We start from the raw sequence: 24,343 nt of genomic DNA, 5'->3' as shown, positions 1-24,343 counted from the left end.
CCGTCCAGACCGGGAGAGGCGGAAGGGATCCGCCCTGGTCCCGGTCATGATCAGTGTGCTGATTTTTTCCTATCTCGCCTACGCCGTCCTGGCGGCCGACCGCGGCGCGACGGCCAGTTTCGACGCCCAGATCTCGACCGCGCGCCTGGAGGCCGCGGCCGACGCCGGCCTGGCGACGGCGATCCATAGGCTGGCGGCCCGCGACGCGGCGAGCCGTTGGTCCCTCGACGGGCGCCCCCATCGCCTCGATGTGCAGGGCGTGGAGGTCGTCGTGACGGTCGAGGACGAGCATGGAAAGGCGCCGCTCAACCTGATGGGCGAAGCCGAGCTGCGCCGCCTGTTCGAGGCGGCCGGCGTGCCGGAGCCCCGCCTGAGCCGACTGGTCGATGGCGTGCTGGACTGGCGCGACAACGGCGATCGCGTGGCCGGACAGTCGCTGCGCAACGCCCAGCGCGGTGTTCGCCCCCGTCTGGGGCCGATCCGGTCGGTGGACGAGCTGGCCGAGATCGAGGGCATGGATCAGACGCTGCTGGACGAGATCCGGCCCGCCGTCACGCTGTTCTTTGGCGATGGACCCTTCAGCCCGCGCACGGCCCATCCCCTGGCCCTCGCGGCCATGACGGCCGTCGGCGCGGATTCGCCGGACGCCATAGCGCGGGCGCGGGAGATCGCCGGACAGCGGACGGCGCTGGAAGCCTCCACGGCCAGCCACGTCGGTCGGGCGCTGACCGTGCGGCTGACGGCCAGGGAAGGGCGGGGCAGGGTCTTTCGGCGAACCGTCGTGGCCGAACTCACCGGGGACCGGACCGCGCCCTTCTGGATCCGCGCCGTGGACTGAACGGACGCGAAGCTGATACGTACGACGCGAGACGATGGGGTCATGGTCGTCCGGGTGGGGAGCTGTCGACGATTATCATGCGATCGCTCGCGCTAGGTTTGCGGCGCCGGACGTCGCGTGGCGACGGCGTGGCGTGTGGCGCGCTGGCGGCGGGCCTCTGGCTCCTGACGATCTGCCCGGCGGGGGCGGTTCAGGTCCAACCCCAGGCGACGGCGCAACCGTCGCTCCTGCGCTTCGACATCCCGTCCCGTACGCTCAGCGAGGCCATAGAGGCCTATGCGCTCGCCACCGGCATGCAGGTTCTGTACGACCGGCCGAGCAGCGAGGCGCTGCGATCCCAAGGCGTTTCGGGCCTGTACACGCCCGAGGCCGCCCTGCGCATCCTGCTGGCGGAAACCGGACTGGAGCCGGAGTTCACCAGCCGCCACAGCGTCGTGCTGCGACCGCGCAAGCCGGTCGCCGCGCCGCCCTCGTTCGGTCCGCCGCCCGTCGGCATGGCGGTGCTTCCCCTCGACACGCTGGACGTGCGCGGCGCCGCGACGATCGGCGAAGAGGCGGCGCGGCTCGACCTCAGGCTCTATGGGGGCCTGGTCCGGAGCGCCGTGCACCAGGCCTTGGTGAGCCACCGCTCCACCACGGGCGGCTCATACCGGGTGACACTGAGGTTGTGGATCAGCGCGACCGGCCAGGTGACCGAGATGGTCGCGGCCGACTCGTCCGGCGACGCGCGCCGCGACCTCGCCATCGCCGAGGCCGTCCGGGGCGTGACAATCAGCGCGCCTCCGCCCGAAGGGCTGCCGCAGCCCGTGGTTCTGACGATCACCTCGCGGCCGGCGGGCTAGGCTGGGCTCAGATCGTGGGCAGAGGGCACGCTGTCATCGAAGTCGCCTGGGTTCATCATCATTTCCACACGGATTAGGCGTGGTCGGCTGTCACGCTACCTTTACGGTGGCGCCCTAGATTGCCGCGGAAGTCGTAGTCCGTTTCTCTCGCGGGCATGGGACTGATCGTCAACGCCTGGCCGTCGTGCGGTCGCGGCAGCAATTGGATTGGTGTCGCGGTTGCGTGTTTACCCCCAGCATTTCAATGTCTTGGGTTTTGCTGGAGCCGTGATCCTGCACGGTTTTTTCGCCGCCGTCCTTCTTTCGCACGCGTGGGAAGGACGGGCCTTGCCGGCAATGGAGGCGGACGACTCCGGAGCGATCCTGGTCAGCTTGGTCTCCGAAGTTCCCGCGTCGGCGGCCGAGGCGGCGTCGATCGCCGGCCCGGCCGCGACGAAGTCTCCCGACAGCTGGCAAGCGACGTCCGTCCAGGAGATCTCGCCGCGGGTCGAAGGCGGCGAGGACGGAGATCGCCGGAACGCCGCCACGGACGTCGGAGACGTCCAGGCCCGGCCAGCGGCCTCGATCGCTTCGGCGGCGGGCTCGGACTATCGCGCGCAGTTGCTGGCCCACATCCAGCCCTTCCGGCGCTATCCCGCGCAAGCTCAGGGCCTCGGCGCCAAGGGCGTTGCGCAGATCCTGTTCATGGTCGACCAGGACGGCAAGGTCATCGGCGTCTGGGTCAAGGCCAGCTCAGGCTTCGAGGCCCTGGACAACGAAGCCGTCGCGACGGTGTTGCGGGCTCAGCCCATGCCGCATGTGCCCGCCGGTCTGCCGTCGCCGTTGGCGGTGCAGCTTCCGGTTTCATTCAACCCATCATGAAGGTGCGGACTGATCCATAGGGGGCCGCCTTCGGGCGGTGTTGCAGTTTGGCGGGCGGATGAATTCCGCCGAGCCGATGCGTTGGGGCGATGTTCGATGTCCGACTCGAGCTGGACCGGTCTGCGAGAGCACTTGCTCGACCGGTATGACGATTTCGTTCGCAGGCTCACCCGCCGCCTGGGATCGGCGGATCTCGCGCGCGAGGCCGTGCACGAGACGTTCCTGCGCCTGCAGCGCACCGACCCCTCCGAACCCGTTCGCAACCTCGACGCCTATCTGTTTCGCACGGCGATCAATATCGCCAAGAACAGGCGGAAGGTCGAAAGCCGCTACCTGACCTTCTCGGAGACCGAAGCGCTGATCGGCATTCCGGACGACGCGCCGGATCCGGCGCGGGTGGCCGAAAGTCGGTCTGAGGTCGCCCTGCTCATCCGAGCGCTCGAGGAACTGCCGCCACGTCGCCGGGCGATCTTCGAGGCGTCTTGGGGCGGCGGCGTGCCGCATGCGGCCCTGGCGGCGACCCACAATGTCCACTTGCGGACCATCCAGCGGGAACTGGAACTGGCCGCCGAACATGTTCGGCGGTTCTGCAAAGAAAAAGATCGCTCTTCGCGTCGCGATTCCCACCGTTGATTGTCTCTAGAGTGTCGTCCACTCCCTTGGGGCCGAGCTTCCTTGCCTGGGTCATGCCGCTTATGAGCGATCTGAACGAAAGCGCCGCCTCTGACGCGCTGGCGCTTGAAGCGCTGACGTGGCTGAATCGGCTCTTGTCCGGCGCGGTGACCGAGGACGAAGCTGGCCGGTTCCAGGTCTGGCGCGCCCAAAGCCCGGCCCATCAGGCCGCCTTCGCCGAGGTCGTGCGCCTCCAGCGCCAGGTGCGCTCGGCGGTGCAAGCGCGGGACGCGGGCGAGCTTCGTCCGACGGCGCTGGCCCGACGCCGGGGCCGGGCCGCGCGCGGCCGCTTCGATCCGGGACGCCGCGCCGTGCTGGTCGGCGGGAGCGCCGCGGCGGCGGTCGCCGCCAGCTACGCGATCTACGTCCGCTCGGATCTGCTGGCCGATGGCCTCGGCCGCATGACCTCCGACTACCACACGGGCGTTGGCGAGCGCGGTTCCTCTTCGCCGGCGCAAGGCGTGTCGCTCGAGCTCAACACTCGCACCAGCGTCTCGCTGCTGAAGAGCGCGGGAACCGCCGGAGGCGTCGAGGTGCTGGCGGGGGAGGCGATGGTCAGCGCCGACCGGCCGGAGGGCGCTCCTTTCCTGGTTCGCGCCGCCGAGGGCCGCATCCTTGTGAACCAGGGTCAGGTCAATGTCCGCCACGACGGTCCCGATGTCTGCGTGACCTGCCTCGGCGGGGCGGCGGAGGTCGAGCATCAGGGGCACCGCGCGCGCCTGAGCCCTGGCGGTCAGGTGCGCTATGGCCAGAACGGCCTGGGCGCGACCGAGGCGGTCGACACCCTGGTGACCTCGGCCTGGCGCAAGGGGCTGCTGATCTTCCGCGACACTCCGTTGCAGAGCGTCGTGGACGAACTGAACCGCTATCGGCCTGGAAAGATCTTCCTGGTCAGCGAGGCCCTGGCGCGACGTCCGGTCTACGGCGTCTTCCGCACCAGCCAGATCCAGACCGCGATCGAGCAAATCCGGGATCTCACAGGCGCGCGGCTCGTCGATCTGCCCGGCGGCGTATCCCTGCTTCGATGACGGCCGCGGGTCCTCCACGGACCGACGCAAAAACTTCATCCAATTTCTTGTCGCGATCCTCCTGCCCGAGCTGTCTTTAACACAAACAGGGCTGTCAAAGGCGGCGCGACCCTACATTTCGTAGGGCTTGAACCCACTCGCGATCAGTAGGCGAGTTTGGGATTTCAATCGTGCATCGAGTTCGGTTGCTAGGGCCGAAGTATCGACGTCTTCGACACTCTTTCGTGCTGTGAGGGCGTCGCGCGCAAGCGCGGCGGCTACTTGTGCCTGGGGGTCTGATCTTTGTCTTTACAGACGTCGTGTCTCGCGAGCGGCAGGCCGCCGCGTGAGCTGATGCGCGAGGGACGAATGGACCCGCCGACGCGCGCCCTGCGGTTCGCCCTGGGCGTCCTGGCCACGGCCTGCGCCCTGGTCGCTTCCAACGCCGCCGCTCAGGACGCCTCCGCTCAGCCCGAACCGACCTTCGACATCCAGGCCATCGACATCGACGGCAACAGCGTTCTCGACCAGGTCACGCTGGAGAAGGCGATCTATCCCTTCATGGGGCCGGGCCGGACCCGCGCGGATGTCGCCGGAGCACAGAAGGCGCTCGAGGCGGCCTATCATGCCAGAGGCTTCCAGACCGTCGTGGTCGAGGTGCCGCGCCAGAACGTCTCGGAAGGCGTGGTCAAGCTGCACGTGGTGGAGGCGCCCGTGGGCCGCCTGCGCGTGGTGGGGTCGAAGTACCATTCGCTGGAGGCGGTGAGGGACGCCGTGCCGGCCCTGGCCGAAGGCCAGGTGCCCGATCTCAACGCCGCCCAGGTGCAGCTCGCCGCCGCCAACCGCCTGCCGGACCGACAGGTCACGCCGATCATCCGCGCCGGCGCGGCGCCCGGAACGGTCGATGTCGACCTGCAGGTCGCCGAGGAGGCGCCCCTGCATGGCAGCGTCGAGCTGAACAACGACCACAGCGCCTCGACCATGCCCCTGCGGCTGTCGACCAACCTCCGCTACGACAATCTCTGGCAGCGCGGGCACAGCGTGTCGCTGACCTACCAGTTCGCCCCCGAGCGCCGGTCCGACACCGAGGTCTATGCGGGCTCGTATGTCGCGCCGATCTGGAACACGCCGTTCACGGCGCTGCTCTACGGCTTCCGGTCCAACAGCGACGTGGCGACGGTGGGCGGCGTGTCGGTGCTGGGCAAGGGCACGACCGTCGGCGCGCGGCTGATCTACCAGATCCCGTCCTCCGGCCCCGTCAGCCAGAGCTTGTCGGCCGGCATCGACTACAAGAAGTACTTCGAGTTCGTGCGGCTCGACACCACGGCGGTGAGCGACGGCCAGATCGAGTACTGGCCGATCAACGCGACCTACACGTGGCGGCGCCAGGGCGCGTCCCTCACCACGGCCAGCCTCGCCGTCACCGCCAACACCCGCGGTTTCGGCGACGACGACGGCGGCTTCCAGGACCGCCGCGCCGACGCGCGGGCCAATTTCGTCCATATGAACGTGGACCTTCAGCACGTCCGCCCGGTGGGGCGGGGCTTCGAGGCCAGCGCTCGATTTTCCGGCCAGATCGCCGACATGGCCTTGCCCTCGGCCGAGCAGTTCTCGGCCGGCGGCCTGAGCAGCGTGCGCGGCTACCTGTCGGCGGAGGCCGTCGGCGACGGCGGCGTGATGGGGGCGATCGAGCTGCAGTCGCCCGTGCTGGCGAGCGTTCCTGGCGTTCTCGACAACTGGAAGGCCTACGCCTTCCTCGACGCCGCCGGCCTCTGGGTCAGCCAGCCCCTGCCGGAGCAGCGCGAGGAGTTCTTCCTCTACAGCGCCGGCCTGGGCACGCGTCTGCAGCTTTTCGAACACCTGGACGGCGACGTCGTCGCCGCCTTCCCCCTGCGAAACGGGCCGAACCGGACGACCGGGCGACCGTACTTCTCCTTCAGCCTGAAAGCGGAGTTCTAAGATGCGCGGCGCGCAAGCCCTCAGGGGCGGTTTGAAAGGCTTCGTCTTTGCGGCTCTGCTGGCGGTCGCGGCCGCCGCGCCCACGGGCGCCTTGGCCTGGTGGGACAAGACCTGGCCCTATCGCAGCAAGATCGACATCGACACCACCGCCAAGGGCGTGGCGATCAACGGGACGATCGGGCGCGCGCCGCTGCTGCTGCGCCTGCACAGCGGCAATTTCCGGTTCGAGGACGCGGCCGAGAACGGCGCGGACCTGCGGTTCGTGGCCGCCGACGACAAGACGCCTCTGGCCTACCATATCGAGAGCTTCGATCCGCTGCTGGGCGTGGCGACGATCTGGGTCGACATCCCTGAGTTCCCGGTCGGCGCCAGCCGGACGATCTGGATGTACTACGGCGCCAAGGAAGCGACGGCGGCGGTCGACACGGCGGCCACTTTCGACGCCGACTACGCCGCCGTCTTCCATTTCGATGCGGCCACGGGCGTCGCGCCGAAGGACAAGACCGCCAACGCCAACAACGCCCAGACCCCGCCGGCGACGACCGACGAGGGTTCGGTGATCGGCCGCGGAGCCCGCTTCGCCGGCGGCGCGCCGATGACCGTCGCCGCCTCGCCCTCGCTGGCCCTGGCGGCGGGCGCGCCGTTCACCGTCACCGCCTGGGTCAGGCCCGACGCGATCGCCGGCTCGACAGCCCTGGTCGCTCGCCGCGATGGAGCTCAGGGCCTGGTGATGGGCTTGCAGGACGGCTCGCCCTTCGTCGAGATCGGGACCCAGAAGCTCACCGCTTCGGCCCCGCTGGCGCAGGGCAAGTGGAGCCACCTTGCGGTGGTCTCCGACGGCCGGACGGCGGTCCTCTATGTCGACGGCCGCGAGGCCGCCTCGGGTCCGGCGGCCACGCCGGCGCTGAACAGCGTGATCGCCATCGGGGCGGATGCGCCGGGAGGCGGCCTGGCCGGCTTTGTCGGCGGGATGGACGAGGTGCGCTTCTCCAAGTCCGCCCGAGCGCCGGCCCTGATCCAGATGGACGCCGTCTCGCAGGGCGCGGAATCCCGCCTGGCCACCTTCGCGGGCGACGAGAAGCAGTCCGGCGCCGGCTTTGGTCCCTTCGGCGTGATCGTCAAGTCGGTGACCTTCGACGCCTGGGTGATCATCGCCATCCTGGGCCTGATGGGCGCGGCTTCATTCTGGGTGATCTGGAGCAAGTCGGTCTATGTCGGCCGCGTCGACGCCGCCAACGACCGCTTCGTCAAGCTGTTCCGCGAGCATGGCGACGACCTGCTGGCCCTGATCCATCCCGACCGGCTCGCCAGGTCGGAGGCCAGGACGGTGGAGAGCTCCTCGATCTACCGCATCTACCGCGCCGGGGCCGACGAGATCGCGCGGCGTCGCCAGCACGGCTCGACGATCCTGCGCGCCGAAGCGATCCAGGTGATCCGCGCGCTGATGGACGCCACCCTGGTGCGCGAGAACCAGCGCCTGGCCAAGTCGCTGGTGATCCTGACCATCGCCATTTCGGGCGGTCCGTTCCTGGGCCTGCTGGGCACCGTCGTCGGGGTGATGATCACCTTCGCCGCCATCGCGGCGGCCGGCGACGTCAACGTCAACGCCATCGCCCCCGGCATTTCCGCCGCGTTGCTCGCCACCGTGGCCGGCCTCGGCGTCGCGATCCCGGCGCTGTTCGGCTACAACTACGTGGTCACCCGCAACAAGTCGGTCCAGGCGAACATGCTCGTGTTCGTCGACGAGTTCATCACGCGTGCGTCGGAGCGCTACAGCGCCTCGTCCTTCGCGGAAGCCGCCGAATAGCGGCCGGAACGAGGGGGACACGCCATGCAAGTGCAGGACGACGATCGTCTCTACGACGACATCAACATCACGCCGATGCTCGATCTGGCCTATGTGCTGCTGATCGTCTTCATCATCCTGACGACCGCTTCGGTGCAGGGGATCAAGGTCGATCTGCCCAAGGCCAGTTCGGCGACCAGCCTGGCCAAGCCGAAGACCAAGGCGATCACCATCAACAGCAATGGCGACGTCTTCCTCGACGCCTATCCGATGACCCTGCCCGAACTCGAGGCGCGCCTGCGCACCCTCAAGGCGACCGAGCCGGAGTTCCCGATCGTCGTGAAGGGCGACGCCGTGGTCCAGTACCAGCGCGTCACCGACGTCCTCGACCTGCTGCGCCGGCTCGACCTGAACCAGGTCGGACTGGTGACCGGCCGGGCGGAAGCGTCTTGAGCCCGGCCAGATGAGCGGCCAGCCCATTCTCCGGAAGATCGGCGCGATCGGTCGGATCGCCATCCCCATCGTGATCCTGGTCGCGCTGGGGATCGGTGTCTGGCGGCTGGCGACCGACACCGACGGCGTCAACCGTCCGACGGCGCCGCCGCCGATGATCGCCCTTGCGCCTCCGCCGCCTCCGCCGCCTCCGCCTCCGCCGCCCAAGGAACGGCCGCCCGAGCCGGAGAAGGAGACCACGCCGTCTCCCAGCCCCGAGCCCAAGGCCGAGGCGCCGCAGAAGAGCGAAGCGCCCAAGCAGTTGACGATCAACGGGCCGGCCCAGGCCGGCGCCGACGCCTTCGGCGTCGCCGCGGGCAAGGGCGACGGCCTCACCGTGGGCGGGGATCCGAATGGCTCAGACCGCCTCGGCGTCGGCGGCTTCGCCGAGGCCGGATACGAGCGCTACCTGCGTTCGACGCTGCAGAGCGCCGTCCAGGCCGACGATCGCATCAACAAGCTGTTCTTCAACGCCCAGGTGCGGATCTGGGTGAGGGCGGACGGGACCATCGGCGCCGTCGCCATCTCCAAGTCCAGCGGCGACGACCGCGCTGACCGCGCCCTGGTCGCGGCGCTGCAGAGCCTGCCGCGCCTGGATCCGCCGCCGCCGCAACTGAAGTTTCCGGCCCGCGTGGCCCTGCGGGGACGGAGGGCATGACCCTTCCGCCGCACAGACGAACCGACAGGGGATTTTCAATGTTCGAACCCTCGACCCTGAAGCCCGGCCGAGGCGCCCTGGGGGGCGCGGCCGTGGCGGGTCTTCTCGCCGTCGTCGCGGCCGGGCCGGCCGCCGCGCAGTCGGCGCAGTCCGACGACCTGGCCGTCAACCTGACGCGACTGCTGGTCAAGCAGGGCGTGATCAGCCAGGCCGCCGCCGACGAACTGCTGGCCGAAGCCGCGCGCCAGACGGCCTCGGCCCAGGCCGCCTCCGCCCAGGCCGCCGCGCCGGCCTTGCCGCCGCCGGCGCTGGGGGCGACGCGGATCCCCTACGTGCCCGAAACCGTGAAGGCCCAGATCCGGGACGAGATCCGCCAGGAGGTGATCCAGCAGGCCAAGGCGGAGAACTGGGCGCAGCCCAACGTCATCCCCGAATGGACCCAGCGCATCACCCTCAGCGGCGACGTGCGGTTCCGCGACCAGTTCGACCAGTACGACGAGGGCAACGTCCCGATCCTGGTCAACTTCGCCGCGCTCAACGCCGGCGGGCCGACCGACCTCAATCCCAACACCAACCCCGCCGGCGTTCCCCTGCTCAACACCTTGCAGGATCGCGGCAGCCAGATGTCGATCCGCGCCCGCCTGAAGCTGCGCGCCGAGATCTCGGACTCGATCACCGCCACGGTTCGCCTGGCGTCTGGCCGGAACAACAGCCCGGTCTCGACGACCCAGGCGCTGGGCGGCGGCCTGACGAAGAAGGACATCTGGCTGGATCAGGCCTATATCGACGTAAAGCCGGCCGCGTGGATCAGCGGCGTGCTCGGGCGGATGCCCAATCCGTTCGTCGCCGAGATCGAGGGCGAACGCCTCAGCGACCTCGTCTACGACAACGATCTGGCCCTCGACGGCGTGGCGGCCAGCGTCCGCCACGACCTGTTCCCCAGGCAGGGGCTCAGCGTGTCGGGCACCGCCGGCGCCTTCCTGCTCGACTACCGCGACGGCGACTTCCCGAACAACGGGGCCAACAAGGCCAGCACCAAGACCAAGTGGATGTTCGGCGGGCAGGGCGCGGTCGACTGGAAGACCCAGCGCTTCGACTGGCGCACCAGCGTGGGCTTCTATCAGTTCCAGTACGATCGCGGCCTGCTGTCCGAGCCGTGCGCCTTGTATACAGGCCTGACCGATTGCTCGACCGACTTCACCCGGCCGGCCTTCATGCAGAAGGGCAACACGCTCTTCCTGATCCGCAACATCCTGCCGCCGCCCGGCGCCACCGACTATGCGGTGCCGCAGTATGCGGGCCTCAGCTTCGACTACGACGTCCTGGACCTTACAACCTCGTTCGACCTGAAGCTGGCCGACAAGCGCCACCTCCTGCTGGTCGGCGCCTATGCCCGCAACCTGGCCTTCGATCGCGGCGACGCCTGCCGCTACAACGAGCTTGGCCTGCCGGTGAATAACAACATCGACGCCAATCCCTGTCCCGCCCCCGCGGCGGGCCAGGCCGGCTCGCGCCTGGCCACCGGGCCGAACGCCTACATGGGCAAGGTGGTCTACGGCCACATCAACCCCTACCGCTGGGGCGAATGGCACGTGGCCGGAGGCTACAAGCGACTGGAAGCCGACGCGGTCCTCGACGGCTACACGGACTCCGACTTCCACCTCGGGGGCACCAACGCTAAGGGCTACTTCCTCAACGCCAGCCTGGGGCTGTTCGACGGCGCGAACCTTGAGTTCCGCTGGTTCAGCGCCAACGAGGTGGCCGGTCCGCCGCTGTCGATCGACGTGGGTCAGATCGACCTCAATGTGAGGTTCTGACCATGCGCGGCGCGGTCATAGCCCTCACCCTCGTCCTGGCCTCCGCCGGCGTCGCCCAGGCTCAGAGCCTGGAAGATCGCCTGCGCAGCCAGCTCGTCGCCGTCAACGGTCGCCTGCAGGAGTTGCAGAACAGCCAGGCGGCCCTGGTCGCCCAGAAGGGCGCCGCCGAGGCGGAGCGCGACGTCCTGCGACGCCGCCTGGCGGCTTCGGAGGCCGAGGCCCGCGCCGCGCGCCGCGACGCCGCCGGTCCCGAGCTGGCGCGCTACAAGGCCCAGGCCGACCAGGCCCTGCAGGCCAGGAGCGAGGGCGAGGCCGAGCTGGCCGCCGCCCGGGCCGAGGTTTCGCGCCTGGCCCTGCAGGTCCAGCAGGAGCAGGCCGAGCGCCAAAAGCTCGCGGACTCCCTGGCGGAGGCCAAGGCCGGCGCCGAGATCGCCCGCGCCAAGAACGCCGAGGCCCTCGCCGTCGCCCGCGAGGTTCTCGACGCTTACGCGCGGGTCGGGGTGGTCGACGCCATGGGCCGCCGCGAGCCCTTCATCGGCCTGAAGCGCGTCCAGATCGAGAAGATCGAGCAGGCCTACGCGGACCGCCTCTACGGCGCGCGGCTGGACGTTCCGCCGACACCTCCCAAGGCCCAGTAGCGCGCCGGACGGCGCACCTTCGTCACCCAAGACACGAGTATGAACATGGCCGCCAAATCCAAGCCCTCGCTGTCCCCGATCGGACGGGCTCGCCGCGCGCTGTTCTGCGGCGCCAGCGCCATGGTCATGCTCTCGGCGGGCGCGGCCGACCAGGCGTTCGCCGACGGCCTGACGACCCTGCGCAGTGGAGCGAGGGTGCCGGCCAGCGGTGCGGGCGTTCCGTCGGTGGCGGTTCCGGTCGTGCCCGGCGTGACGCCGAACGTGGGCACCTCGACGGCGGCCGCGCGCGGCCTGCTGAACGCGACCAACGCCCAGAAGGCGGTCAATGTCTCGGTCCAGGCCCAGGCGGCCGCGCGCCAGGCCGCCGCCGCTCTCGGCTCCACCGTCCCCAACGGTCTCGGCGCGGGCGGTCTCAATCCGGCGGGTGCAGGATCGACGGGATCGGGCCTGTCGCTGTGGTACGGCGCCAAGGCCCCGACCCAGACGACCTCGGCGTCGGGCCAGGTTCAGGTCGACATCAAGCAGACCGACTCCCGGGCCATCCTTTCGTGGGACACCTTCAACGTCGGGGCCAAGACCACCCTCAACTTCGACCAGAGCCTGAACGGCGTCGCCCAGCCCGACTGGGTGGTGCTGAACCGGGTGGTCGGCGGGCTGGACCCCGTCACCGGCCTGCGCGACCCGTCCCAGGCCGCCGCGCCGAGCCAGATCCTGGGGGCGATCAAGGCCCAGGGTACGGTGCTGGTCATCAACCAGAACGGCGTCCTGTTCGGCGGCGGCGCGCAGATCAACACGCGTTCGTTGATCGCCAGCAGCCTGGAGGTCGGCCGTCCGGGCCGTCTCGTCGACGGCGTGGTCCGCGACACCTCGATCGCCGACCGCAACGCCGAGTTCCTGACCGGCGGTCTCCTGGGCGTGGGGACGCAGGACAGCAACACCACCGGCCTGCAGACGTTCTCGGCCCTGACCGGGGCCGATGGTCGCTTCTCTTCGCTCGCCGAGGGCGCCGTCACGGTCGAGGCCGGCGCGCAGATCACCGCCGGTGACGGCGGCCTGATCCTCCTTGCGGGGCCCAGGGTGGTCAACGCCGGCAGCCTGACGGCGACCCGTGGCCAGGTCAGCCTGGCCTCCGGGCGATCCGTGCTGCTGACGGCTTCGGAAGGGGCGGCGACCAGCGTCGATCCCAACGTCCGCGGCCTGGTCGTCCGGGTCACGAACGGCGCGGGTCGCCTCGGCGGCGCGCCGACCGTGCAGGACTATGTCCGCAACACCGGCCTGATCCGGTCGAGCGAGGGCTATGTCTCGCTCAATGCCTCCAAGGCCGCGGGCGCGGCGATCAACGAGGGCGTCATCACCGCGACCACCAGCGTGTCGCGCAACGGCCATGTCCTGCTCAATGCCGCCGACGTCCGCGCCGCGCCGTCCAGCGTGATCGCCATCACCCCCGACGACGCGGGCGTGATCCCGCAGGACGCCACCTCGCTGGCCAACTTCAAGCCTTCGAAGATCAGCCTCGGCGACGCCGAGACGCGGATCGAGGTGGGGGCCGGCAGCCTGATCTACGCACCCGGCGCCACCATCGACATCGGCGCCAAGCCGGGCGTCGCGACCGAGTTCAATGCTTCCACGCCGCCCGGCGCGTCGCGGATCTTCATCGACAGCGGAGCGATCATTGACGCGGCCGGGCTGAAGAACGTCAGCGTCGCGGCCTCACGGAACATGATCGTCATCGATCCGGTGAAGGGCAACGAGCTCGCGGACTCGCCGCTGCTGCGCAAGGGGTTCCTCGACGGCGCGACGGTCTATCTGGATACGCGCCTTTCCGGCGTGCGCGAGGACGGCGTGGCCTGGGTGGGCTCGCCGCTGATCTCGGCCGAGAGCTACGCCCTCCAGGTTGGCGTCAGCGCCTCAGAGCTGATGACCAAGGGCGGGAACGTCACTCTGGGCGTCGCTGCGGGAAGCACCTCGGCCACGGGCGTGGCCCAGGCGCCGGACGTGATCGTCAAGCGCGGCGCGACCATCGACATCTCCGGCGGCTGGCGCACCTTCGAGGCGGGCCGCGTCCGCACCACCCGCCTGATCGACGCCAGGGGGGCGATCGTCGACATCGGCCATGCCGACCCGGACCAGACCTACATCGGCATCTACGAAGGCTATGTCGATGTCCAGGCGCGCTTTGGCCTGACCAGGACGTACACCAACCTGATCCTCGATGGAGATGGCTTCGCGGGCGCCTATCGCGAGGGCGCGGACGCCGGCTCCCTGACCATCAAGTCGTCCCAGCCCCTGCTGGAAGGCACGGTCTACGCCGACGCCTTCCCGGGCGAACTGCAGCGGCTGAACGCCCAGCGCGGCACGGGCAAGACGGTCCTCTACGGCGACCTGCGGGCGGTCCAGGCGGTCTCCTCGCAGCTGCCCGTGGGCGGCTATCTGTCGATCCAGGAACTGGGCCTGACGGCCAACGGCGTCAGCGGCGGCGGCGACATCGTCATCAGCGACGGCGCGACCCCATCGAGGGGCGACGGCCTGGACTACGGCCAGACGGTCCTGATCGGCGCCCAAGGCGACCTGTCGGTCCCCACGCGGCCGGCCGGCTCCATGTTGGCGGCCGGCGACCGCGGCGTGTTGATCCTCGGCGCCGACACGCTGTCGGCCATGGGTCTTGGCCAGCTTTCGTTGTCCACTTCGGGCGGCTTGGTCCTGGAGCGCGGGGCGTACCTGACCCTGAGCCCGGGCGGGGTGTTCACGGCGACCACGGGCCGCGCCCAGATACTGGACGGCGACATTACCGCCGCCTCGGGCTTCATCCGTCTCGAGACCGTCAACGCCGGCAAAGGCTCGGTGTTCAAGACCGACGCTCCGGGAGCCGGCAGCTACGACGTGGTCGTCAACGGCCGACTGTCGACGGCGGGCTTGTGGACCAACGATTTCGGCGCCGGCGCCGACACGCTGTTCGGCTCGGCCTTCGTGGACGGCGGCGCGGTGGAGATCATCGCCGCGCCGCGCGAACTGCTGACCGCGAGAGTCGACGGCATCACGAGCCACACCGACATCAGCGGCAGCATCCTCGTGAACGGCGTGCGTTCGGGGATCGATGTCTCCTCCGGCGGCTATGTCGCGACGGACGGAAGCCTGATGCTCGACGCCAAGGGCGGCGACGTCACGCTGACCAGCGACACCAGCTATTTCCAGATCGGCCCCGCGGGGACCTATGCGTCGGCCTTCCGGGTCAGCGGGGCGGCCGCGGGCGTCCAGGCCAATCCGAGCCGGATCACGGCGCGGGTCGCGCTGGGCGACGGCGTCATCAAGGCCCACGGCTTCGCGGGCGGCGGGACCTTCGCCCTGACGACCCCGGCCATCAGCCTGGGCGATGGCGAGGCCGCCACCGGCACGATCCTGCCCCTCGACTTCTTCTCCGCGTCGGGCTTCTCGGCCTACGCCATCAAGTCCTACGGCACCAACCTGTCGGCCAACGCCTTCGCCAACGGGCTGGGCGGCTACAACGCGGTCCTGGCGACCCAGGTGGTGACGATCGGTCAGGGCCAGGTGCTGGACCTGTCGCAGAGCCGCTACCTGCCGCGCCTGGACGGCGAAAGGATCACTGCGCTGAGGGCCCTTGGCACGGGCGGCGACCTGACCTCGATCCTGACGGCGGGCAAGCCGGCCGAGGCCTGGGACCAGTTGCCGGTCAGCCTGACCTTCGGCGGGCTGGTCGAACTGAAGGTCGAGAAGGGCGGTCTCGTCACCGGCGCGCCGGGCGCCTCCATCGGCGCGGCGCAGGTTCTGAACCAGGGGACCATCCGCCTGGCCGGAGGGGCGATCAACCAGGTCAAGGCGTTGCCGTCTCTATACGGTCCCACCCGCGACGGGGGGCGCAGCTCCGTGCTGACCGCCGCCAGCCTCGCCGAGATCTTCACGTTCAGGCCGGACGGCTCGATCGACGAGAACGCTCTTTCCAGGATCGATCCGTCGCGGACCAACGGCCAGGTCGCCGCCCAGTCGCCGATCTACCTGACCGCCGATCTGGGCGCCGATGTCGGCGTGCGGTTGGATGCGGGCAGCGTGACCGACCTTTCAGGCGTGAGCGTCCGCAATCCATACGTCACGGCCACGACGCAGGGCCGCGGGGTCGTTAGCGGTCGGATCTACGCCGGCGGGACGCTGACCACCGCCTCGACACGGCAGCTCGACGGCGACCTCGTCGCCCTTTCGCCGTTCTCGACGGGGGAGTACGCGACCTTCCTGAGCAACGCCCGGGCCGTGAGCCTGGCCGATGTCATCCTGAAAACCTCCTCCCAGGCCGCCGATCTGATCGCCGGACCCGGCTCGTCCCTCGACCTTTCCGGCGCCTCGGACACCTTCGACCAGCTGCAGGCGGGCGGCCGCTACGTGCAGGCGGCCCAATGGAGCGATGGCGGCGCGTTGACCCTCGGCGGCGGCGCCACGCTGGCGGGCGCGAAGATCAGCGCCCGGGGCGGCGCGCCGGCGGCGGCCGGGGGCATGCTGACCCTGGTCGATGCGACCCTCGTCCAGACAGACGCCGGCGCCCCGGTCCGCAACCGGATCTCGGCCGACCAGATCCAGGCGGCCGGTTTCGACACGCTGGTGGCGCGGGGCGGGCTCACCGCCGAGGGCGATGTCGATCTGGTTCTCGACGGCGCCTTCGTGCTGGCCTCGCGGGTCTATGACGGCTCTCCCAGGCTGCCCGACGCGGCCTATCGGCAGAGCCTGTCGCCCGTGTTTTCCGCGAGCGGGCGGCTGGACATCGCCGCCTCCTACGTCCGGCTCGACGGCGCCTTCCAGACACTGCTGACCCCGGCGGTCGGAACGCCCGGAAGCGGGGAGGTGATCCTGCACGCCCAGACCATGGACGTGTCGGGCGCGGTCCTGTTCGACCGGTCGGTGGCGCGGACAACCTTCGACGTCGCCGGCGACCTGCGCCTGTCGGGCGTGTCGCCGTATCAGCTCCGCTTCGACCAGGGCGACGCGGCCCCCAGCCTGGTCGGCCATCTGGCGGTGAACGGCGACCTGACGCTCAGGGCGGGCCAGGTCTACGCCACGACCGGCTCGACCTTCTCGGTGACCTCGGCGGCGGCCAACGGCGTGCTCAGGATCGAGCGCGCATCGTCCGCGACCCCGGCCACGCCCTATTCCGCGGGCAGCCGGCTGACCCTGCAGGCCGACACCATCGTCCAGAACGGCGTCCTGCGGGCGCCGGCGGGCGCGCTGACCCTCGGCTCGAACACGGCCTTGACGACGAACGGCGCCGTCTTCGCGCCGGCCACCCGCTCGGTCACGCTCGGCGACGGCGGCGTCACCTCGGTCTCGGCCGGCGGGCTGTCCATCCCCTACGGCGTGACCACCGACCAGACCGAGTACTTCTTTACGCCGACCAGCGGCAACCCGCTCACCGCGCCGCCGACCGGCGTCCTGACCCTGGCCGGCGGAACGGTCGCCACCGCGACGGGCGCGACGGTCGATCTGAGCGGCGGCGGCGACGTCTACGCCTACGAGTTCATTCCGGGGCCGGGCGGCTCGCGCGACGTCCTCAGCCGCTACAACACCGACGCCTTCACCAGCAACGGCGGCTACCAGTACGCCGACGGACGCCAGGTCTACGCCATCGTGCCCGGGCTTTCGGACGCCCCCGTGGCGGCCTACGACCCCCTCTATTCGGCCGACTATGGCGATCTCTATCAGGCCGGCGGCGTCGGACGGCGGGTCTATCTGGACGGCGGCTCCGGACTTGCGGCGGGCTGGTACACCCTGCTGCCGGCGCAATACGCCATGCTGCCGGGCGGCATGAGGGTGGTCGAGAACACCGCGGTCGACAACGCCGCGGCCGGCGGCGTCACCAAGCGCCGCGACGGCACGGTGGTGACCACCGGTCGCTACGGCGGCCTGGGCGGGGCCGGGGAGTCCAAGGTTCGCGTCTTCGAGGTCCAGAACCAGGCCGTCATCCGCGCCAGTTCCAACATTGTCCTGACCTCGGCGAACGCTGCATTCGCGGCGGCTGCGGCCAAGCGCGGCGAAACCGCGCCGGCCCTGGTCCGGGACGCGGGGCGGCTGGTCCTGGCGCCCTTGGTCGCGATCGACCTGAACGGCCGCTTCCTGACCGCGCCGGCCGAGGGCGGACGCGGCGGCCAGGCCGACATCAGCGGCCGCTCCATCGAGATCGTCTCGTCTCTCGGAGCGCCGACGACGGGGGTGGTCCAGCTCGACGCTCGCCAACTCAGCGGCCTCGGCATGGAGAGCCTGCTGATCGGAGGGATCCGCACCGACAAGGCTGACGGAACGACGGCCCTGGAGGTCACGGCGGGCAGCATCAGGGTCGCCAACAACGCCGCCGCGCCGTTGTCGGGCCCCGAGATCGTGTTGGCCGTCGATGGGGCGGGCGCCGCCATCACGCTCGAGGACGGCGCGACGATCGTCGCCTCCGGGGGACGTTCGGGGCAGCGGACCGGCGACTACGTGATCGACGGGGCCGGCGGAGCGACGGGGCAGGGCGCCCTGGTCCGCGTGGCCAGCGGCGCCGATCGCGACGTGGCCCGCGCCAATCTCGACGCCGTCGCCGGCGGCGTGCTGAAGGTGGGCGCCGTCAACCTGACGGGCGGCTCGATCCTGCTGGATTCCAGCGACGTCTTCACGATCGACGCCGGCGCCGGTCTCGTCGCCGACACGCTCAGGCTCGGCGCCTCGGCCATCCGCTTCGCCGACGCCCCTGACGCCTCGGGGGGTCTCGTCCTCACCCCGAAGCTCCAAGGCGCCTTGGCGCGCTCCAAGGCGCTGGCGCTACGGACCTCCGGCGCGATCGAATTCGCGGACGGCGACTACCGGTTCGGCGACCTGACGCTGAGCGGGCCGGGCCTGGCGCTTTCGAACCCCGGCGGCGCGGTGCGGATCGTCGCCGACGAACTGCGCCTGGAGAACCATGCCTCGGCGCTGGCCGGCTGCGGCGCGGCCTGCGGCTCGGGCGTGCTGACGCTGGAAACGCGAACCACGTCCTTCGGTGACGGGACCCTGCGCACCTACGGCGCCGGTGGCGGCGTGGTCCTGACCGCGCGCGAGGGCGTCTTCTACGAGGGCAAGGCGACCTTCGACGTCGCTGGAGCGCCGCTGAGCCTGCATACGCCGTTCATCGGCGACCGGGCGACCAAGGACGGGGCCGGAGCGCCGGCCAAGGTCGTTCCCAGCCTGTCTCTGGCGACCACCGGAGCGGTGGTCGTCGACAATCTCGGCGGGGGGGCGAGGCCTGCCGCGACCGGCGTGGCCGGCGCCGGGCTGTCGATCTCGGGCGGGAGCCTGTCGATCAGCGGCGCCGACCTGCGCGCCACGGCGGGCAAGCTGACCCTCACCGCGGTGAACGGGCTCACGGTGGGGGCCGGGGCGATCTTGGAGACGCCCGGATACGGCAAGGCGTTCGGCGACGCGACCGATCCGTATTCGGTTTCCGCGCCAGGCGGCGCCCTGACACTCGTCTCCACCCACGGCGACGTGGTGCTGGGGGCCGGCTCCACCGTTTCGGTGGGCGGGGGCGCCGGCGCGGGCGGCCTGCTGTCGGTCAAGGCGGGCAGGGGCTCGGCGACGTTCGCCGGAACCATTGATGCGACGACGCCGGACGGCGGCGCGCGCTTCGACCTGGATACGGCGGGCGCCTTCGATCTCTCGAATTTCGTTCGCGCCACCAAGGGCGGCTTCGACGGCGGCCTGACGGCCAAGACCAGGCAAGGCGACCTGACGCTCGCTGAGGGCCTGGGCCTGAAGGCGCGCAACGTAGCCCTGGTCGCGGACGGCGGCGCGGTGATCGTGGCCGGGTCGATCGACGCCTCGGGCGTCAACGGCGGCGACATCGGGCTGTTCGGCGCGGCGGGCGTGACCCTCGGCTCCAAGGCCCTGCTGAACGCCCGCGCCCTGGGCTACGACGACTCCTCGACCCGCGTGGCCGAAGGGGGAACCGTGCGGCTCGGTACAGCCGGCGACGGGGCGATCAGCGTCGCCGAAGGCGCCAGGATCGAGCTGGGCGCCCGCAGGACTGCGTCGCGCCTGGTCGCCACGGTCGAGGACGGCGTCACCAACTATCGCCAGGTCGACGCCGACCTTGGCGGCGAGCTGATCCTGCGGGCCCCCGTGCTCGAGCTGGCCAGCGGACAGGCGGTGAACATCGACTTCGCCGGCGCCGTTTCCGGCGCCGACAGCGTGGTGCTGGAAGGCTACCGCGCTTTCGACCTGGCTACGGTGGCGGGCGACGCCCGGTTCACCGGCGTGTCGATTTCCGGCGATATCGCGACGCTGAACGTGGCCGCCACGGCGGCCGGACGCGTCAATTTCCTGGCCGACCGCGCCAGCGGAACCCTGGCCGACTTCATCCAGGCATTCGACCTGTCCGACTCGTACGGTCGCCTGGGCGGTCTGGCCGGGCAGGCCAATTTCCACGCCCGGCCCGGCGTGGAACTGAACCATGCCGGCTCGATCGTCCTGGCGTCGAACTGGAACTTCGGGGCTGGAACGGTGGACGTGTCCGGCGCGACGGCGGCCGGGCTGATGGCGGCTCACCCGGGCATCGCCGGGGCGGTCTACGTGCTGCCGGGTTCGGATGGACGCATCCTCGCCGACTATACGACCATGACCTATCGCGTCGGCGGCAAGGCCAGCGGCGAGGCCGGCGTGCTGACGCTGCGGGCCGGCGGCGACGTCGATATCAAGGGCAGCGTCACGGACGGCTTCTTCACCTTCGCCGACCAGAGCGATCCGGCGTTCCTGAACCGCGCGGTGGGCGGGGGCGTGCGCACCTACAACGGCTACCTCGCCTCCACCTGTCCGGGCGGATGCGCCGTCGGCGACTTCACGACCGGCGCGGCGCCGACCACGACGCTCACCGTCAACTTCCCGGCCCAGGCCAGCCTGCCCAATGTCGAGGTGACGACGGGCAACCCGGCTCCCTACAACGCCGCCGCCAATAGCGCCGCCGCGCTCGGGAGCGGAACGAACGGCGCGGGAGACCCGATCGGCAGCGCCGAACTGTTCCCGCTGATCGACACGCCGGCGGGCCAGCAGGCCGTGCAATCCTGGTCCTATCAGATCACCGCCGGCGCCAGCGTCTCCGACACCGGCGGGTTCAGCGTGGATACCACCCGCGTCCAGTTCGGTTCCTCGGCCGGGATCACCGTGGCCGGCGCAGGCGGCTACAGCTACGGGGGCGTCGCTCCCGTCACGAGCTTCTCGAACACCCTGCTGCTGGGCGTCGCCAACGGCGGACAGGTTTCGGCCGACCAGTGGGTGCAGGCGCAACTGGCGCAGAACCCGTCCCTGACCGCGCAGTCCTACACCCGCCTGATGTTCAACGCCGCGCCCGCCGCGGTCAGGACGGCCTTGGCCCAGCGCGCCGCGACCTTCTTCGCCGCCCATCCCGGCAAGTTCACGCTGACCGGCCCGGCCAACGCGCCGACCGGTGTCTCGACCAGCCTCGAACTGGCCGGGGCCTTCCTCGCCTCGGTGGCCAACGACTGGGCCGCCCTGAAGGGGGCCTATACGCCGCCGCGTCCGACGACCCCGTCCCTGACGACCGTCGTCACCGCCCCGGTCATCCGCACGGGGACAGGCTCGATCGGCCTGGCCGCGGCCGGCGACATCGACCTGCGCAATGGCGAGACGCCGGTCTACCGCAATCCGACCACCGGAGCCCTCGCCACGGCCTCGACCGGCTATCAACTGGGCGGCGTCGCGGTCTACACGGCGGGCCATCGCGTCGTTCCGAGCGTCGTCGAGGGCCTCGACCCCGCCACCGGCGCGGCCCTGACGCTCGACCCCGAAGCCTACAGCCAGCCGCTCGCGCTCGCCGGCGGCGTCGTGCGCGGCGTCGCACGCAACCAGCCCGTCTACGCGTCGGGCGGCGGCGACGTCTCCCTGACGGCCGGCGGCGACGTGCTCGGCCGGCGCGACACCTATACCGGAGCCATGACCAACGCCCTGAACGCCAACGGCGCCCTGGCCTTCATCGGCTCGGTCCGCCAGCCCTGGCGGATGGGCCAGATTGGCATGGTCACCGACATCCGGATCAATCCGCAGCTGTTCACCGAAGGGCTCGGCACGTTGGGCGGCGGCGATATCCGGGTCTTCGCCGGGGGCGATCTCTCGGACCTCTCCCTGGTGGCCGACACCACGCTGACCACGGCCGACGTCCGCACCGCCGACGGCGCCCTGCGACCCGGCCGGGCGCTGCTGACCTTCGGCGGCGGCGACATCACCGTCGACGTGGCTGGCGACATGCTGGGCGGCCGTATCGACATGGGCTCGGGCGCGGCCCGGATCCGTGTCGGCGGAGACCTGGCGGCGGCGGGCCTGACCCAGACCGGCGCCTCGGTGCTCCAAGCGACCGAGTTGGCGGCCAATACCCTCAGGCTGCGCCTGACCGACGCGACCATCGACCTGACGGTCGGCGGCGACGCGATGGTCCAGAGCATCGCGGCGCTGGGTGTTCGACGGAATATCCCGTCCGGCGCGGGCGGGCTCGCCATCGACACGAGCAACGCCAATGCGCTGGGGTTCTATTCCTCGGAGGCGGGCGTTTCGATCCTGGCCAACGGCGCGGTGACGATCAGCAACACCGGCCCTGAATCCACCAGCTTCGGCGGCGCCGACACTCTGGGCCGAACCGCCAACGTCGAAGCCATCTATCCCGGCTCGCTGACCGCCGTCGCCCTGTCGGGCGACCTGTCGTTCGGCGCCAAGGCCCAGGCGGCGGTCCTGCTCTATCCGACCGGAAGGGGAACCCTGATGCTGGCGGCGGGCGGGGACATCTCGCCGGTGAACATCGCGATGCTCGACGAGGATCCGGGCCTGCTCCCGGGCGTCTTCTCGAGTTTCCGGGTCGAGACCGGCGCGGCCACCGCCGGACGGCCGTTCGACTTCCCGTCGGTCCTGTCGAACACCTCGCTGGCCCAGCGCCGCGCCCAGCACAATCCGCTGACGCCGCACCTCGGCGACGAGGCGCCCAACCGCATCTACGCCGGCGGCGATATCCTCGACATGATCGTGGCGACACCCAAGCAGACCCGGATCGGCGCGGGCCGCGACATCGTCAACATGATGTTCTTCGGCCAGAACCTCGACGCGGACGACGTCACGCGCATCGTCGCGGGGCGCGACATCACGGCCACCACGGTTCTCGCCGCCGCGCCCGTCCTGTCCGGCGCGGGCGTGGTGTCGTCCCCCGCTCGCCCGACCCTGCAAGGCAACACCTTCGTGATCGGCGGGCCGGGCGTACTGGCGCTCGAGGCCGGCCGCGACCTGGGGCCGTTCCTCAATTCCGCGATCGACAGCTATGAGGGCCGCGTCGTCCCCGGCCTGCCGGGCGCCCTGACCTTCGGCGGCGGCGTGATGTCGGTCGGCAACGAGTGGAACCCGTGGCTGGCGGAGCAGGGCGCGGATCTCTGGATCCAGTTCGGCGTCGCCAAGGGCGCCGACTTCGACGCCGTGCGGGAGGCCTACGTCAATCCCGCCAACCTGAAGACCGCGCCGGACTATCTATTCGTCCAGACCGAGGACGAGCACGGGGTCTTCATCGCCGACAAGTCCAAGCCGATCTATGGCGCCAAGCTGATCGACTGGATGCGGGCCAACGAGGCTTCGGCCCTGACCGAAGCCTTCGGCTCCACGGCGGTCACCTACGACCAGGCCTACCAGGCCTTCGTCCGACTGTCGGCCCTGCGCCAGCGGGGCTTCCTGCAGCAGGTCTATTTCAACGAGCTCACCCAGACCTCGATACCGGGGGCGTCGTTCCAGAAGTACTCGCGCGGCTACACGGCGGTGAACACGCTGTTCCCGGCCGCGCTCGGCTATACGGCCAATGACCTGACGGGCGGCTCCAACGGCGCCAATCTCCAGGTGAGGACGGGCGATCTGGACCTGCGGCTGGCCACGCTCCAGACGGCGCGCGGCGGCGACATCTCGATCCTGGGACCGGGCGGACGGGTCCTGGCCGGGTCCACCGTCAGCACCGCCCAACAGGCCGCGCGTCGCAATTTCACGGGGCGCGACCTGTTCAGCGCGGCGCTGCCGTTGATTGCGGCCAACCGCTATATCTCGCAGATCGCCGCCATTCCCATCGGCCTTGAAGGAGTGCTCAGCCTGCGTGGCGGCAGCATCTCCAGCTTCACCGACGGTGATTTCATCCTCAACCAGAGCCGGCTGTTCACGCAGCAGGGCGGGGACGTGGCGATGTGGTCGTCCAACGGCGACCTCAACGCCGGCCAGGGCCCCAAGACCTCGGCCAACTTCCCGCCGGCGGTCGTCAAGGTCAGCGACAACGCCTATGTCGAGCTCGACCAGGCCAGCGCGGTCAGCGGGGCGGGCATCGCCGCGTTCCAGCCGGCGCTCGGCGTGACCGCGCCCGATGTCTATCTGATCGCGCCTCGTGGCACGGTCGACGCCGGCGACGCCGGGGTCAGGGTGGCGGGCAACCTGTTCGTCGCGGCCCTCACCGTCGCCAACGCTGACAACTTCAAGGCGGGCGGCTCGGTGATCGGGGTGCCGACCGCGCCGGCGCCGCCGGTGGTCGGAACCGAGGCCGCCGCGGCCAGCTCCGCCGCCACCCAGGCCGCGCAGCAGGCCGTTGGCGGACGAGACCGGACGGAGCGCTCGATCATCACCGTCGAGGTGCTCGGCTTCGGCGACGAGCCTTGCGACGACCCCAACGATCCTCTGTGCCGGCGCTAGATCACCAGGCCGTCATGGACGGCGCCTAGATTGGACGGGACCGCGCCGACGGGAGGATC

The 24,343-nt window shown here is 70.5% G+C and carries 12 protein-coding genes; all 12 read left to right on the top strand.

Annotated features, from left to right (window positions below; translation table 11 throughout):
* The first annotated feature begins 46 nt into the window (after positions 1-46).
* The 12 genes from AC07N1_RS00745 to AC07N1_RS00690 all read left to right on the top strand — a co-directional run bounded on the left by AC07N1_RS00745 (position 47) and on the right by AC07N1_RS00690 (position 24,284).
* Positions 47-838 carry a hypothetical protein gene (locus tag AC07N1_RS00745; RefSeq protein WP_494670023.1) on the top strand — a complete coding sequence of 264 codons (792 nt, stop codon included), beginning with the start codon at positions 47-49 and terminating at the stop codon, positions 836-838.
* Between the two features lie 77 nt (positions 839-915).
* Positions 916-1,680 (top strand): TonB family protein, encoded by a 765-nt coding sequence (locus AC07N1_RS00740; protein ID WP_494670022.1) that lies wholly within the window; start codon positions 916-918, stop codon positions 1,678-1,680.
* A gap of 267 nt (positions 1,681-1,947) precedes the next feature.
* Positions 1,948-2,541 carry an energy transducer TonB family protein gene (locus tag AC07N1_RS00735; protein ID WP_494670021.1) on the top strand — a complete coding sequence of 198 codons (594 nt, stop codon included), beginning with the start codon at positions 1,948-1,950 and terminating at the stop codon, positions 2,539-2,541.
* Positions 2,542-2,637: 96 nt separating this feature from the next.
* Complete coding sequence (locus AC07N1_RS00730) at positions 2,638-3,174, top strand: RNA polymerase sigma factor (protein ID WP_494670020.1); 537 nt, start codon at positions 2,638-2,640, stop codon at positions 3,172-3,174.
* A gap of 62 nt (positions 3,175-3,236) precedes the next feature.
* Complete coding sequence (locus AC07N1_RS00725; RefSeq protein WP_494670019.1) at positions 3,237-4,241, top strand: FecR family protein; 1,005 nt, start codon at positions 3,237-3,239, stop codon at positions 4,239-4,241.
* Positions 4,242-4,589: 348 nt separating this feature from the next.
* Positions 4,590-6,179, top strand: coding sequence for a ShlB/FhaC/HecB family hemolysin secretion/activation protein (locus AC07N1_RS00720; RefSeq protein WP_494670018.1), 1,590 nt, complete (start codon positions 4,590-4,592; stop codon positions 6,177-6,179).
* A 1-nt stretch (position 6,180) separates the two neighbouring features.
* Positions 6,181-7,986 carry a DUF2341 domain-containing protein gene (locus AC07N1_RS00715; RefSeq protein WP_494670017.1) on the top strand — a complete coding sequence of 602 codons (1,806 nt, stop codon included), beginning with the start codon at positions 6,181-6,183 and terminating at the stop codon, positions 7,984-7,986.
* Between the two features lie 24 nt (positions 7,987-8,010).
* Complete coding sequence (locus tag AC07N1_RS00710; protein ID WP_494670016.1) at positions 8,011-8,418, top strand: ExbD/TolR family protein; 408 nt, start codon at positions 8,011-8,013, stop codon at positions 8,416-8,418.
* Between the two features lie 10 nt (positions 8,419-8,428).
* A complete protein-coding gene (locus AC07N1_RS00705) occupies positions 8,429-9,115 on the top strand; it encodes a TonB family protein (RefSeq protein WP_494670015.1) in 687 nt (228 codons plus the stop codon).
* A gap of 38 nt (positions 9,116-9,153) precedes the next feature.
* Complete coding sequence (locus AC07N1_RS00700; RefSeq protein WP_494670014.1) at positions 9,154-10,932, top strand: putative porin; 1,779 nt, start codon at positions 9,154-9,156, stop codon at positions 10,930-10,932.
* A 2-nt stretch (positions 10,933-10,934) separates the two neighbouring features.
* Entirely contained in the window at positions 10,935-11,570 is a 636-nt protein-coding gene (locus AC07N1_RS00695) for a hypothetical protein (RefSeq protein ID WP_494670013.1), read from the top strand.
* Between the two features lie 45 nt (positions 11,571-11,615).
* Positions 11,616-24,284 (top strand): filamentous hemagglutinin family protein, encoded by a 12,669-nt coding sequence (locus AC07N1_RS00690; RefSeq protein ID WP_494670012.1) that lies wholly within the window; start codon positions 11,616-11,618, stop codon positions 24,282-24,284.
* The last annotated feature ends 59 nt before the right edge of the window (positions 24,285-24,343 follow it).

It is taken from the genome of Caulobacter sp. GW821-FHT09B11, from assembly GCF_059418205.1.
This window is presented reverse-complemented; position numbering and strand designations above follow the sequence as displayed.